This window comes from Tabrizicola sp. (assembly GCF_030694085.1).
Taxonomy (GTDB): Bacteria; Pseudomonadota; Alphaproteobacteria; order Rhodobacterales; family Rhodobacteraceae; genus Tabrizicola.
This window is the reverse complement of the sequence record NZ_JAUXZE010000085.1, coordinates 99,987-112,669: the sequence shown is the minus strand read 5'-3', so window position 1 is coordinate 112,669 and position 12,683 is coordinate 99,987. Positions and strand designations below refer to the sequence as shown.

The 12,683-nt window shown below is 65.0% G+C and carries 15 protein-coding genes; 2 read left to right on the top strand and 13 right to left on the bottom strand.

Annotated features, from left to right (window positions below; all coding sequences use genetic code 11):
- Positions 1–136: 136 nt before the first annotated feature.
- A complete protein-coding gene (gene trxB / locus Q8M85_RS20675; RefSeq protein WP_305548202.1) occupies positions 137–1,075 on the bottom strand; it encodes a thioredoxin-disulfide reductase in 939 nt (312 codons plus the stop codon).
- A gap of 168 nt (positions 1,076–1,243) precedes the next feature.
- Between trxB and Q8M85_RS20670 the strand changes: the two genes are divergently transcribed.
- On the top strand, positions 1,244–1,744 hold the full coding sequence (locus tag Q8M85_RS20670; RefSeq protein WP_305548188.1) for an Lrp/AsnC family transcriptional regulator: 501 nt from the start codon (positions 1,244–1,246) through the stop codon (positions 1,742–1,744).
- A 15-nt stretch (positions 1,745–1,759) separates the two neighbouring features.
- Here the strand turns inward: Q8M85_RS20670 and Q8M85_RS20665 are convergent, their stop codons facing one another.
- From Q8M85_RS20665 to lgt, 4 genes are all read right to left on the bottom strand, one after another.
- A complete protein-coding gene (locus tag Q8M85_RS20665) occupies positions 1,760–1,957 on the bottom strand; it encodes a hypothetical protein (RefSeq protein WP_305548185.1) in 198 nt (65 codons plus the stop codon).
- Positions 1,958–2,069: 112 nt separating this feature from the next.
- Complete coding sequence (pgeF, locus tag Q8M85_RS20660; protein ID WP_305548182.1) at positions 2,070–2,828, bottom strand: peptidoglycan editing factor PgeF; 759 nt, start codon at positions 2,826–2,828, stop codon at positions 2,070–2,072.
- Positions 2,828–3,880 (bottom strand): class I SAM-dependent methyltransferase, encoded by a 1,053-nt coding sequence (locus tag Q8M85_RS20655; RefSeq protein ID WP_305548179.1) that lies wholly within the window; start codon positions 3,878–3,880, stop codon positions 2,828–2,830. Before Q8M85_RS20655 ends, pgeF begins: the two co-directional genes overlap by 1 nt.
- Positions 3,881–3,891: 11 nt before the next feature.
- Complete coding sequence (gene lgt, locus Q8M85_RS20650; RefSeq protein WP_305548176.1) at positions 3,892–4,761, bottom strand: prolipoprotein diacylglyceryl transferase; 870 nt, start codon at positions 4,759–4,761, stop codon at positions 3,892–3,894.
- Between the two features lie 126 nt (positions 4,762–4,887).
- On the opposite strand from lgt, the gene Q8M85_RS20645 reads away from it, so the two are divergent.
- Complete coding sequence (locus tag Q8M85_RS20645) at positions 4,888–5,142, top strand: accessory factor UbiK family protein (protein ID WP_305548172.1); 255 nt, start codon at positions 4,888–4,890, stop codon at positions 5,140–5,142.
- Positions 5,143–5,219: 77 nt separating this feature from the next.
- Here the strand turns inward: Q8M85_RS20645 and Q8M85_RS20640 are convergent, their stop codons facing one another.
- From Q8M85_RS20640 to Q8M85_RS20605, 8 genes are all read right to left on the bottom strand, one after another.
- The gene (locus Q8M85_RS20640) at positions 5,220–5,978 is read right to left on the bottom strand and encodes a TIGR02186 family protein (RefSeq protein WP_305548170.1); all 759 of its coding nucleotides are present in this window, start codon (positions 5,976–5,978) and stop codon (positions 5,220–5,222) included.
- Positions 5,975–6,895 carry a sulfite exporter TauE/SafE family protein gene (locus Q8M85_RS20635; protein ID WP_305548168.1) on the bottom strand — a complete coding sequence of 307 codons (921 nt, stop codon included), beginning with the start codon at positions 6,893–6,895 and terminating at the stop codon, positions 5,975–5,977. The genes Q8M85_RS20640 and Q8M85_RS20635 overlap by 4 nt, the downstream gene beginning before the upstream one ends.
- Before the next feature lie 98 nt (positions 6,896–6,993).
- The gene (locus tag Q8M85_RS20630; RefSeq protein WP_305548165.1) at positions 6,994–7,797 is read right to left on the bottom strand and encodes a purine-nucleoside phosphorylase; all 804 of its coding nucleotides are present in this window, start codon (positions 7,795–7,797) and stop codon (positions 6,994–6,996) included.
- A gap of 4 nt (positions 7,798–7,801) precedes the next feature.
- The gene (locus Q8M85_RS20625) at positions 7,802–8,167 is read right to left on the bottom strand and encodes a hypothetical protein (protein ID WP_305548163.1); all 366 of its coding nucleotides are present in this window, start codon (positions 8,165–8,167) and stop codon (positions 7,802–7,804) included.
- Between the two features lie 3 nt (positions 8,168–8,170).
- Positions 8,171–9,139: an ABC transporter permease gene (locus Q8M85_RS20620; RefSeq protein WP_305548161.1), complete on the bottom strand. Its 969-nt coding sequence runs from the start codon at positions 9,137–9,139 to the stop codon at positions 8,171–8,173.
- A complete protein-coding gene (locus Q8M85_RS20615) occupies positions 9,139–10,239 on the bottom strand; it encodes an ABC transporter permease (protein WP_305548159.1) in 1,101 nt (366 codons plus the stop codon). Before Q8M85_RS20615 ends, Q8M85_RS20620 begins: the two co-directional genes overlap by 1 nt.
- Positions 10,240–10,291: 52 nt before the next feature.
- Entirely contained in the window at positions 10,292–11,137 is an 846-nt protein-coding gene (locus Q8M85_RS20610) for a type VI secretion system-associated protein TagO (RefSeq protein ID WP_305548157.1), read from the bottom strand.
- A complete protein-coding gene (locus tag Q8M85_RS20605; protein WP_305548153.1) occupies positions 11,134–12,678 on the bottom strand; it encodes an ABC transporter ATP-binding protein in 1,545 nt (514 codons plus the stop codon). Before Q8M85_RS20605 ends, Q8M85_RS20610 begins: the two co-directional genes overlap by 4 nt.
- Between the last annotated feature and the right edge of the window lie 5 nt (positions 12,679–12,683).

Genomic DNA, 12,683 nt, shown 5'->3' with positions numbered 1-12,683 from the left:
CGCCTTCGGCTTCTCCTCGCTGTGGTCCCGCGAGAAGAAGCCGAAGGCGCACGACGAGCAACCGTTAAGAAACCCTGAACGCCCGCACCCAACCCCTTGATTCCCAAGGGGCCACAAATCTGTCCACGGTGGGCAGCTAGTGCCCCGCCAGGAACTTCTCCGCATCCAGCGCCGCCATGCAGCCCATCCCGGCGCTGGTGACGGCCTGCCGGTAGATGTGGTCGGTCAGATCCCCGGCCGCGAAGACCCCCGGGACCCCCGTCCGGGTCGAGCCCGGTTCGACCACCACATACCCGCCGGAATGTAGCGGCAGCTGGTCCTTCACCAGCTCCGACGCCGGAGCGTGGCCGATCGCGACGAAGAACCCGTCGCAGGGAATTTCCCCCTCGACCCCGGTCTTCAGATTGCGCGTCTTCACCGCCGTCACCCCCAATGGAGCCTCGGTCCCGGCAACCTCGGTCACCTCGCTGTCCCAGACGACGGCGATCTTCGGGTTCTTGAACAACCGATCCTGCATGATCTTTTCGGCCCGCAGGCTGTCGCGCCGGTGGATCAGCGTCACCTTCGACGCGAAGTTGGTCAGGAACAGAGCTTCTTCAACGGCAGTATTCCCGCCCCCGATGACCACCACCTCTTTCCCGCGATAGAAGAAGCCGTCGCAGGTCGCGCAGGCCGACACGCCGAAGCCCTTGAACTTCTCCTCCGAGGGCAACCCCAGCCACTTCGCCTGCGCCCCCGTGGCCAGGATCACCGCGTCGGCCGTATACGTCATCCCGCTGTCCGCCTGCGCGGTGAAAGGCCGCTGCGACAGGTCCAGGCTGGTGATATAGTCCGAGATCACCTCGGCCCCCATCGCCTTGGCGTGTTGCTCCATCCGCACCATCAGGTCGGGGCCCTGGACCGTGTGGTCGCCGGGCCAGTTCTCGACCTCGGTCGTGATGGTCAGCTGGCCGCCTGGCTGCAGCCCCTGGATCAGAAGGGGCTCCAGCATCGCGCGCGCCGAGTAGACGGCAGCGGTATACCCCGCTGGGCCAGAGCCGATGATCAGAACCCGTGTATGCCGCGTCTCGCCCATGCTGTCCCCCATCTGTCGGCCCTCGATATATCCATGCGCAGGCGGGCAGGAAAGCCCCTGCATGGCGGGCATGCACGATGCGATTGGCATCGTTTTCTTGCGTTCGGTTGAAATATTATTGCGCACGGGCGACCCCATGCTTAAGTAAGGCCGCAGAACGGAGGCACCATGGCCGCGCACAAGCTTGATCCCATCGACCGTCAGATCCTGGCAGAGCTTCAGGCTGATGGCCGGATGACCAACGTCGAGCTGGCAAGCCGCGTGGGCATCTCTGCACCGCCCTGCCTGCGCCGGGTGCGGGGCCTGGAAGAACAGGGCTTCATCCGCGGCTACCACGCCGACATCAACGCGCGCGAACTGGGCTTTGAGGTCCAGGTCTTCGCCATGGTGCGGCTGAACAGCCAGGCCGAGGCCGACCTTGCCGCCTTCGAGGCGCGCTGCCGCGCCTGGCCGCTGGTGCGGGAGTGTCACATGCTGAACGGCGAGATCGACTTCATCCTGAAATGCGTCTCGCCGGACCTGTCGACCTTTCAAACCTTCCTGACCGAGGAACTGCTCAAGGCCGACCACGTCGCAAACGTGAAGACCAGCCTTGTCATCCGCTGTGCCAAGGACGAGCCCGGTCTGCCGTTCGATGTCCTGGAAGCGCGGCTGGCCAAGCACGCCTGAGCTGAAGGTTCCGCCCTAGCGCGAGGCGTCCGAGACCTGGCGCGTCGCGGTCTTCAGCCGCATCGCAAAGCCCTTCTGGCCAGAAACCATCGCCGTGCGGGCCGAGGTCTGGCGTGCCGAGGCGCGGGCGACGATGCGGGTGTCTTCCCCGTCGCCAACAGTTTCAAGGATCGACAGGATCCAGCGGCGCTTGGTTTTCATCTGGATGATCATCGGATCCCCCGTCGTAATACAACCTGTTGGGGTATGCTTGACGGGCGATTGCGGCAAGGTTGGGGAAGAAAGGTGCTGCAATCAGAGCATTTTCACGCCCCATTCAGCGAATTCAAAGCCTTATTACCGATATGAGTCGACCATAATCCGCCTCTCCGGCATGCGTTGTTCTCCGAAAGGAATAAAACCGGGCTGGATCACGGTAGGTGCAGTGTCCTGTCCAATGCGCCTCTTTCACCCCTGCGTTGCGGAGCCGGTAAAGGCCATAGCCGGGCAGGTCAAAGAGCATCCGGTCATCCTTGCCATTGGCGAAGAAGCGCGTGCTCTCTTCGTCCTCGGCGCGGAAGCGGTCGAAGAACTCGGGGCCCACCTCATAGGCGGCCTGACTGATCGTCGGGCCGATCACCGCGCTGATGTTCGACCGACGCGCCCCCAACGATTCCATCGCGTCGATGGTCGCTTCCAGCACCCCGTCCACCGCGCCACGCCAGCCGGCATGTGCAGCACCGACGACCTTGGCTTCGGGATCGGCGAAAAGAACGGGTTGGCAGTCGGCGGTCAGGACGGCCAGCAGCACCCCCGGCCGGTCGGTGACCAGCGCATCGGCCTCGGGGCGGATCGACAGCGGGCCGGTCACCGGGATCGCCCTTGCGGAATGGACCTGGTGGACGGTGACCAGCATCTCGGGTCCCACCTCCATCGCCTCGGCCACGCGGGCGCGGTTGATGGCGACGATCTCGGTCTGGTCCGAGGACCCGGTGCCGCAGTTCAGCCCGGCAAAGATGCCCGAGGACGCCCCGCCCTTGCGGGTGAAGAAGCCGTGGCGGGCGTCGAGTGCGTCTGAAGTGATGATTTCCAGTGTGCTGGGCATCAGGCGAATCCGGGGGGTGGCGGAGAGCCGGCGGAGGTGATCGCCAGCATCTTGAACACCGAACCCATTTCCGTGGGGGCGGTCAAGCGGCGATGCGCTGCCCGGTGGCTTTCCAGCGCCGCTCCGGTGAGGTTCCGCGAAAGCCGCTCGGCGCGGGTGTCAATGCCAAGGCGGGTCAGGACCGCGCCCTGGGTATCGTAGGCAAAGGCCTGGGCCAGAGCGGCGAGCGGCTCGAAATCGACATGGGCGGTCAGGTCGGCCTTGCCCGGATGGGCCAATGGGTCATCGGGTTTGTGCTGGCGCAGGGCCTGAAGCGTGTCCCCCTGCGACCGCCAGCCGCCGTAGTCGATCCAGTAGGCAACGCCGCCATGACGGGCGATCCGGGTGGAAACTTCAGCCACGGCAATCCGGGCCGTCAGGTTGTCCTCGACCAGCGCACCCTCGGGGGCGTGGCGCAAGGCGGGGGTGTCGGGAACCTGCGGCAGCGGGTCAGAAAGGCCGAAGGTCAGCGCCCCGTCCCGCAGGCCGACCAGGCGTTCCTGCCAGCCGTCGGGGCCGTGCTGGAACTGGCGGATCGGCAGGGCGTCGAGGAATTCGTTGGCGATCAGGAACAGGGGGCGATCCGGCAGGTCCTCGATGCGGTCGACCCATTCGGGCGCATGGCCGGACAGCGTCGCGGCCTGGACCTGTCGCAGATGGGGCGAGACTTCGACCAGGGCGATCCGTGCCGCGGCCTGAAAGCCTGGGACCGCCCTGGTCGCGCGCAGGATGTCGGCCATCAGCGTGCCACGCCCGGGGCCAAGCTCGGCCAGGGTAAACGGGGCGGGGGAGCCTCGGTCCAGCCAGGCCTGGGCCAGGGCGAGCCCCAGAAGCTCGCCGAACATCTGGCTGATCTCGGGGGCGGTGGTGAAATCCCCCGCGGCTCCGAACGGGTCGCGGGTGGTGTAGTAGCCGTGGACCGGATGCAGCAGACACTCGGCCATATAGTCGGCCACGGTGATCGGCCCGGTCTCGCGGATGCGCTGAACCAGAAGGCGGGCGAGGGGGGTCATGCCGGCCCGCCTTATTGCGCCCGGGAGCGAAGGGCGAACCAAAGGCCAAGGGCGATCATCGGCAGCGACAGAAGCTGGCCCATGGTCAGGCCGAACTGGCCGAACTGGACCGCCCAGCCGATCGGGTTGCCCGGGCTGACGAATTGCGCGTCGGGCTGGCGGAAGAATTCGACCACGAAACGGGCAAGACCATAGCCCGTCAGAAAGACGCCCATGACAAGGCCCGGTCGCTTCAGTGCCCCGGTGCGGAAGGCCAGCCAAAGAAGGACGATGGCCAACACCAACCCCTCCAGCCCGGCCTGATACAACTGGCTTGGGTGCCGGGCACAAAGGCCGGCGACGCCCTCGCAGGTCTGCGCGGCCTCGCCCGGGAAGATCACGCCCCAGGGCAGCGTGGTCGGGCGGCCCCAAAGCTCGGCGTTGACGAAGTTCGCCAGGCGTCCCAGCATCAACCCGACGGGGGTGGCCAAGGCCAGAAGGTCGCCCATCGACAGTAGCGGGATCTTCTCGCGCCGACCGAACCACAGCGCGGCGACGACGACCCCAAGGAAGCCGCCGTGGAAGGCCATGCCGCCCTCCCAGACCCGGACGATCTGCAGGGGGTCGGCCAGGTAGGTGGGCAGGTCGTAGAACAGGACATAGCCCAGCCGCCCGCCCAGGATCACGCCGACGATGATCCAGGTCAGCAGGCGCTCGACCTGATCCGGGGTCATCGGCGGGGCACCGGACCAGAGCCGGGGGGTTCTCACGGCGCGCAGGACGACCCACCAGCCGAACAGCAGGCCCACGATGTAAGCCAGCGCATACCAGCGCAAAGCCAGTGTGAAGCCGAAAAGCTCGATCTCGAACAGGTTGGGCGAGATGTCGGGGAAGGGGATCATGCGGGCCCTGTGCAGCTTTTGGATCGCTTGTCGCGGGCAGGGGGCGCGATGTCAACCTGCGGCACGGCGCGGCTTGCCCTGCGGGCGGGGCGGGGCCATATAGAGTGAAAGCGCAGGAGAGTGCCCATGCAGACCCGCAACAAGTTCTTCGACGACATGAGCCAGCTCATGACCAATGCGATGGGCGTGGCCCAGGGCGCCAAGACCGAGGCCGAGACGGCGATGAAAAGCTTCGTCGACCGCTGGATGGCCGACCGCGACTTCGTGACGCGTGAGGAATTCGATGCCGCCCGCGCGATGGCTCAGAAGGCGCGCGAAGAGAACGCGGCGCTGGAAGCCCGGATCGTGGCGCTTGAGGCGGCGCTGGCGAAGAAGAAGTGACCTTGCGACCTGCGCGTCGGTGACTTCGTCACCCCTCGCGTGCGACGAGAAGCCGAAGGCGCACGAGGAGAGCCCGTTCAGGCCCGCATCAGCCGGAACGCCGCCGACGCACCCCAGCCGGCCAGTGCGGCCAGCGCCAGCGACAACAGGCCATAGGCCAGCGGCTGCTGCTGGGCGAGGTTGAAGATGAACCGCTCCAGACCCTCCTTGCGAACGCCGATCACCCGCTCCTGCGTGGCGATGACCCGCTTGTCGCGCAGAAGGAACAGGCGAACCTTGTACTCGCCCTCGGTCAGGTTCGCGGGCAGGATCACGTCGGTGCGGAACAGGGTGTCTTCTGTCAGCTCGACCTTGCCTTCAAGCACCCGGTAGCGCCCCTCGTCGGTGCGGACCCGCAGCAGGGCCAGCACGAATTCCCCTGCCTTGTCCGCCTCGTCCGATATGCCGATGGCGCGGATCATCCGTTCGATGGTGATGCCGTGGCGCAGGTTGTCGATATCGGACAGGATGTAGTTCAGCGGCCCCGTGGTCGCAACGGCGTAGAAGCTGGGCGCGCTGTCGACCCGGACCGAGGCGTTGTTGATCCAGATCCCCGCCACCCGGTCCTTGCGACGCACGGCAACGGGGCTGGAGGGCCCCTCGACCGTCACGATCACCTCCAGCGGCCCGCCCTCGGGCGGCGGCGAGTCGCGCTTGACGGCGCCGTAGATCAGGATTTCTGACCCGTCGAAATCGGCGGTGATCGAGACGCGGTTCTGGCTCATCCCGGCGACGATGACCTCTTGCGCCGCGGCGGGACAGGCAAGGGCCAGCAGAAGGGCAAATGCGCGGATCACGGCAGGACCCCCGCAACCGAGTAAAGTTCGGACGGCCGGACCAGAAGATCGACCGCGATGCGGATCGAGACCGCCAGGACCAGCAATGACAACAGGATGCGCAACTGCTCAGCCTTGAGCCGGACGCCGACCCGCGTGCCGATCTGGGCACCGACGACGCCGCCAAGGATCAGGATCAGCGCCAGCATCATGTCGACGGTCTGGCTGTTCACCGCATGCATGACCGTGGTGAAACCGGTCACGAAGATGATCTGGAAGAGCGAGGTGCCAATCACGACCTTGGTGGGCATCCCCAACAGGTAGATCATCGCCGGCACCAGGATGAAGCCGCCGCCGACCCCCATGATCGCCGACAGAAAGCCCACGGCAGCCCCGATCAGCACCGGGGGAATGACGCTGATGTAAAGCCCGCTCGCCCGGAACTTCATCTTGAACGGCAGGCCGTGGACCCAGGAATGGACATGCGCCCGGCGGATCGGCGGGCCGCCCGGCTTGCGCGACCGCAGAAGGGTCCGCAGGCTTTCCTGGAACATCATCGCACCGATCAGGCCCAGGAAGATCACGTAGGACAGCTGGACAAAAAGGTCGATCTGCCCCAGCCGGGTCATTATGCCGAAGACCCAGACCCCCAGGACCGAGCCGACGACCCCCCCCGCCAGCAGGACGCCCCCCATCGTGAAGTCGACGCCCTTCCGCCGAAGCTGTGCCAGCACACCCGAGATCGACGAAGCGACGACCTGATTGGCCCCGGTCGCCACGGCCACGGCGGGCGGGACACCGATGAAGAACAGCAAGGGCGTGATCAGAAATCCGCCACCGACCCCGAACATGCCCGACAAGAACCCCACGATGCCGCCCAACCCCAGAATGAGGAAGGCATTGACCGAAACCTCGGCGATAGGAAGGTAAAGCTGCATCAGGGCGGCAATCGGTCGGAGAGGCGGGACGGGGCGAAAGCGGCGGGGTCTTCAAAGGGTTGCGCGGCTTTGCCGGGGATGTCAAACGCCCCGTCGTCTCAATGCTGTGAGCGCAGAAATTCCCGCAGGATGCGTTCCAGTTTTGCCGCACCAAGCGGGGCCATCGCCTTGGTGTGTTCGTGGCTGATCTTCTCGTCCGACATGCCGGCGGCCATGTTGGTGATCGTGGAAATGGCCGCGACCCGCAGGCCCAGAAAGCGCGCCAGGATCACCTCGGGCACGGTAGACATTCCCACGGCGTCACCGCCCAGCAGTTTCAGCATGCGGATCTCGGCGGGGGTCTCGAACGAGGGACCGGAGTACCAGCAGTAGACACCTTCCGGCAGGTCAATGCCCTGCGCTGCGGCAGCCGCTTTCAGCGAGGCGCGAAGGCCCGGGTCGTGGGCATCGGTCATCGGCACGAAACGGGCATCGGTCTTTTCGCCGATCAGCGGGTTAAGGCCGGAATAGTTGATGTGGTCCGACAGAAGCATCACGTTGCCCGGCGGGACATCGGGGCGCATCGACCCTGCGGCATTGGTCAGGATCAGGCTGTCAGCCCCCAATGCCTTAAGCACCTGCAGTGGCAGCAACATGGCGCGGGGATTGCCGGATTCGTAGTAATGCTCGCGCGCGCCAAAGACGGCGACCCGGACCCCCTCCAACGTGCCGATGTGAAGGTTCGGGTTGTGGCCAGAAACGCCGACATGCGGGAAGCCGGGCAAGTCGGCATAGGGAATCGCCACCCCCTCGACTGCGTGGGCAAGGTGTCCCAGGCCTGAACCAAGGATCAGGCCCAAGGCCACCGGGGCCTCTCCCGCACGGGAGCGGATCAGGGCGGAAAGGGTGTTCGTATCGGTCATGGGCTCACTTCAAGGGTGCAGGTGGGGCGATGCTGGCGACCTCGTAGATGATGAGACGTAGCCGCGAGCCGTCCAGTTCCAGTTCGGCCTTGCCGTCCATCGCGCAGGGCGAACCACCTCCGAACATGGCAAACTTGCAGCCCTCCAGCGTCTTGCGGGCGGTGCGTCCGGCATCGAACACCACGGGGTAGGTGTTTCCGTCGAGGTCGCGGAACGACAGCGCCTCGTCATCGCCGATGTCGAGGCCGGTGCCGATGTGACCGCTCACCGTGATCTCTCGCCCGGTCAGCCCGTTGCGCAGCTCTGCCAGCGTTTCGGCTGCGGCAGGTGCACCCAAGGTTGCCAGAAGCAGCACGACGGTCCGGTTCATACCTTAGCGCTCCTTGACGTAGGGCTCTCCGCCGGCGCGGGGCGGGATGGCCTTGCCAACAAACCCGGCCAGGACCAGGACGGTAAGGATATAGGGCAGTGCGTCCAGGAAGGGGACGGGCACCTTCACCTGTACCACCGCCTGCACCACGTCGGGCCGCAGCGCAAGCGCCTGGAAGAAGCCGAACAGAAGACAGGCATACATCGCCTGCACCGGGCGCCACTTGGCAAAGATCAGCGCCGCCAGCGCGATGTAGCCCCGGCCCGCCGTCATCTCCTTGCCGAAGCCCGCCTGCAGCGCCGTCGCCATGTAGGCCCCGGCCAGCCCGCACAGGACGCCGGTCACCATCACGGCTGAAAAGCGCAGGCCCACCACGCTGACCCCGGCAGTATCGACCGCCGCCGGGTTCTCGCCCACGGCCCGCAGGCGCAGGCCATAGCGGGTGCGGTAAAGGACCCACCAGGTCAGTGCGACGATGCCGAAGGCGGCATAGACCAGGATCGAATGGCCCGAAATCACCTCATGGTAGAAGGTGCCCACCACGGGGACATCCTTCACCGCATCGGCAAAGGGAAGGGTGATCGGATTGAACCGGGCACCCCCGGTCAAAGGCGGGGTGCGCCCGCCCTGGCCAAAAAGGTACTGCGCGACCAGCACGGTCATCCCTGAAGCCAGGAAGTTCAACGCCACCCCCGCGATCAGCTGGTTACCCCGGAAGGTAATCGAGGTGACCCCGTGGATCAGGGCAAAAAGCATGGACCCGGCGATCCCCGCCAGCGCTCCCACCCAGGCATTGCCAGTGTAGAACGCCACGGCGCCAGCGCACATCGCGGCGACCAGCATCTTGCCCTCAAGACCGATGTCGAAGACGCCGGAGCGTTCCGAATAAAGTCCCGCAAGGCAGGCCAGCAAGAGCGGCGTTGCCAGCCGCAGGGTCGAGTCGAGGATTTGCAGAAGCGTTGCGTAATCCATCACGCGGCCTCCAGTTTGCGACCACGGAAGACGGCGAAGATGCGGATCAGCAGCATCCGCACCATCACGTCCAAGGCACCAGTGAACAGGATCACCAAACCCTGCACGACGGTCCGAAGCTCGATCGGGATCTTGGTCCAAAGGCCCAGCTCCGCCCCGCCCTGGAACAGGAACCCGAACAAGAGCGCCGCCAGCACCACGCCGATCGGATGGTTCCGCCCCATCAGCGCCACGGCGATGCCGATGAAGCCCGCCCCGGACGCCGAGTTGCCCAGAAGCCGCTCTGCCTCGCCCATCACGTTGTTGATCGCCATCAGGCCCGCAAGCCCGCCCGAGATCAGCATGGCGATCATGATGATCCGCGTCGGGTTGATCCCGGCATAACGCGCCGCTGGCTCGGATTTGCCGAAGGCGCGGATCTGGTAGCCAAGCCGCGTCCGCCACAAAAGCCCCCAGACCACCACCGCCATCGCCAGCGCGATGAAGAAAGTGACGTTTGCGGGCACGCCGCTGGTGAAGATCAGGTTCAGGCCGGGGATTTCGTTCAGGCTGGGCAAATGCGCCGCGGGCGGGAAATTGGCGGTGGTCGGGTCCATCTTGCCGGGGGGGCGCAGCACGTCGACCAGCATGAAGATCATCAGGCTGGCGGCGATATAGTTGAACATGATCGTGGTGATCACGATATGGCTGCCGCGCTTGGCCTGCAGGTAGGCCGGGATCGCCGCCCAGGCCGCCCCGAACAGCGCCGCCCCGCAGGCTGCGGCCACCAGGGCAATCGTCCAATGCGGCCAGGGAATGAACAGAAGTGCCATCGCCACGCCCAGACCGCCCAACTGCGCCTGACCTTCGCCACCGATGTTGAACAAACCGGCATGGAAGGCCACGGTCACCGCAAGGCCGGTAAAGATGAAACTGGTCGCGTAATACAGCGTATAGCCCCAGCCATAGGCGTTCATCACCGATCCCTGGACCATGACGGTGATCGCCTCCCACGGGTCCTGCCCGATGGCGATGATGACCAGGGCCGAGATGATCGCGGCCAGCAGCAGCGAGACGAAGGGAACCAGGGCGACATCGGCCCAGCGTGGCAAGCGGTCCATCAGGCGGCCCTCCGGTCGTGTATCATCGTATTTGGATCCTGTGGGACAAGACTTACCATGCACAAGCCTCCCGCAAGGGCGCGACTGCCGCGTCCAGTCCGGTCAGGTCAAATGTGAACTCAACGGGACTTTCGTTGAACGGCGTGGCCCGAAAGGCAATGCGTCCTCCGCCCAACATCTCCTTGATGAACGGAATCGCCTTGCCACCCGACCAGACCCCAAGGGCCTTGTTGTCGGTTGAGCTTTCGGCACGAAGCTTTGACGCCTTGCGATCATCGATCCGATAGTCGACCACTCCGTAGCCCTGAATATCGCTTAGGAAGAGTTCGTTGATCCAAAGATAGGCAGAGGTCGTGTTTTCCATGCAGCGCAAGTACATAAACGCCGGACCCGGGGCGCCGAACTGTCCGCGCACAGTCTCATTCGACTCGATCGACAGCACGACGGTCCGGCTGTCGTCGAAGGCGGATTTCTCTTCCGTGGTCTTCCAGCGCCCCTTACTCGGGGTCGGTTCAGCTACTGGAGCGTCCTGAGCCTGGTCCCCGCTTTCCAGGCTTAGCGGCTGATCGTTGGTCGGCCCTCCGACTGTGACGCAATCTCCCTGCTCGCTCTGGATCGTGGCCCCTTCGCGGAGAACGTCCATGTATGAGTTTTCGGGCGCAATCTGGAAGGAATAGCCATCGACGTTAGCTGACAGAATCCGACCGGCTCCCTGGCCTTCCTGAAAAGTAACCGCGGGTCGCGCCCCGACCTGCATTGTCTTTTCTGCCGCTGGATCGTCCGGATAACGGATGACCGCGTCGGGAAGGGTTGGGAAGGCGCAGACCAGCAGGACCTCTGCCTGGACAGGAACGCAGCACAATATGGAAAGGCCGAACGCGACCTTGCCGACGCTCATGCCGCTTCCCCTTTCCCGGTTACCCCGGCCATCAGCAGGCCCAATTCCCGTTCGTTCGTCGTCTCGGGGTCGCGGAAGCCCATCAGCCTGCCGTCGAACATCACGGCGATGCGGTCCGACAGCGACATGATCTCGTCCAACTCGACGCTGACCAGCAGGATCGCCGCCCCTGCGTCACGCAGCGCGATGATCTGGTTGTGGATGAACTCGATCGCGCCGATGTCGACGCCCCGTGTCGGCTGGCCGATCAGCAGAAGCGCGGGGTTCTGCTCCATCTCGCGCGCGACGACGATCTTCTGCTGGTTGCCGCCGGAAAAGCTTTTGGCGGGCAAGGTCGCGATCGGTGGGCGGACGTCGAACTTGGCCATCTTCTTTTCGGTGTCGGCGCGGATCGCGTCGTTGTCCATGAAGAGCGCGTTCTTCTGATAGTCCGGGTCGTTGAAATAGCCGAAGGCCACGTTCTCCCAGGCGGTGAAGTCCAGGATCAGGCCATAGTGGTGGCGGTCTTCGGGGACATGGGCGATGCCCGCGCGGCGGCGGCTTTGGCCGTCAGACCCGGTGCCGGACAGGGGAAGCACCGCGCCCTTCAGCGTTGCGGTCCCGGTTGCCGGCTGCATCCCGCCCAAGGCGGCCAGAAGCTCGGACTGCCCGTTACCAGCCACCCCGGCGATGCCAAGAATCTCGCCGGCGCGGATCTCGAAGCTGATGCCTTTCAGCCGTTCCACCTTGTGCTCATCCCGCACGCGCAGGTCCTGCACGGACAGCACCACCTCACCCGGCTTGGCCACGCCCTTGTCGACCTCCAGCAGCACCTTGCGGCCCACCATCAGCTCGGCCAGTTGCTCGGGGCTGGTCTCGGCGGTCTTGACCGTGGCGACCATCGTGCCGCGCCGCATGACGCTCACGTTGTCGGTGGCCTCCATGATCTCGCGCAGCTTGTGGGTGATCAGGATCACGGTCTTGCCTTGGTCCTTCAGGCCCCGCAGGATGCGGAACAGGTGGTCGGCCTCATCGGGGGTCAGGACACCCGTAGGCTCGTCCAGGATTAGGATTTCGGCCTGACGGTAGAGGGCCTTCAGGATCTCCACCCGCTGCTGGTGGCCTACGGACAGGTCCTCGATCAGCGCGTCGGGGTCGACCTCCAGGTCGTAGTCCCGCGCCAGACGTTCCAGTTCCTTGCGCGCCTTCGACAGCGAGGTGTTCAGCATCGGGCCGTCTTCGACGCCCAGGATGATGTTTTCCAGGACCGAAAAATTCTGCACCAGCTTGAAGTGCTGGAAGACCATGCCGATGCCGGCGCGGATGGCGCTTTGGCTATCGGGGATTGCGGTCAGTTGACCGTTGACGAAAATCTGTCCTGCGTCGGCCTTGTAGAAGCCATACAGGATCGACATCAGCGTGGACTTCCCCGCACCGTTTTCGCCGATGATGCCGTGGATCGTGCCCTTCGGCACCGCGATGTTGATGTCCTTGTTCGCCTGCACCGGACCGAAGGCCTTCGAGATGCCTTTCAGTTCGATGGCGAATGATGCATCAGCCATATCTT

Excerpts from the sequence above, each read along its gene's own strand:
- Q8M85_RS20655 (WP_305548179.1), bottom strand. The coding sequence starts at position 3,880 with ATGACCCCCCTCGCCCGCCTTCTGGTTCAGCGCATCCGCGAGACCGGG.
- Q8M85_RS20635 (WP_305548168.1), bottom strand. The coding sequence starts at position 6,895 with ATGCAGCTTTACCTTCCTATCGCCGAGGTTTCGGTCAATGCCTTCCTC.
- Q8M85_RS20605 (WP_305548153.1), bottom strand. The coding sequence starts at position 12,678 with ATGGCTGATGCATCATTCGCCATCGAACTGAAAGGCATCTCGAAGGCC.
- lgt (WP_305548176.1), bottom strand. The coding sequence starts at position 4,761 with ATGATCCCCTTCCCCGACATCTCGCCCAACCTGTTCGAGATCGAGCTT.
- trxB (WP_305548202.1), bottom strand. The coding sequence starts at position 1,075 with ATGGGCGAGACGCGGCATACACGGGTTCTGATCATCGGCTCTGGCCCA.
- Q8M85_RS20620 (WP_305548161.1), bottom strand. The coding sequence starts at position 9,139 with ATGGATTACGCAACGCTTCTGCAAATCCTCGACTCGACCCTGCGGCTG.
- Q8M85_RS20610 (WP_305548157.1), bottom strand. The coding sequence starts at position 11,137 with ATGAGCGTCGGCAAGGTCGCGTTCGGCCTTTCCATATTGTGCTGCGTT.
- Q8M85_RS20615 (WP_305548159.1), bottom strand. The coding sequence starts at position 10,239 with ATGGACCGCTTGCCACGCTGGGCCGATGTCGCCCTGGTTCCCTTCGTC.
- Q8M85_RS20625 (WP_305548163.1), bottom strand. The coding sequence starts at position 8,167 with ATGAACCGGACCGTCGTGCTGCTTCTGGCAACCTTGGGTGCACCTGCC.
- Q8M85_RS20665 (WP_305548185.1), bottom strand. The coding sequence starts at position 1,957 with ATGATCATCCAGATGAAAACCAAGCGCCGCTGGATCCTGTCGATCCTT.
- pgeF (WP_305548182.1), bottom strand. The coding sequence starts at position 2,828 with ATGCCCAGCACACTGGAAATCATCACTTCAGACGCACTCGACGCCCGC.
- Q8M85_RS20670 (WP_305548188.1), top strand. The coding sequence starts at position 1,244 with ATGGCCGCGCACAAGCTTGATCCCATCGACCGTCAGATCCTGGCAGAG.
- Q8M85_RS20630 (WP_305548165.1), bottom strand. The coding sequence starts at position 7,797 with ATGACCGATACGAACACCCTTTCCGCCCTGATCCGCTCCCGTGCGGGA.
- Q8M85_RS20645 (WP_305548172.1), top strand. The coding sequence starts at position 4,888 with ATGCAGACCCGCAACAAGTTCTTCGACGACATGAGCCAGCTCATGACC.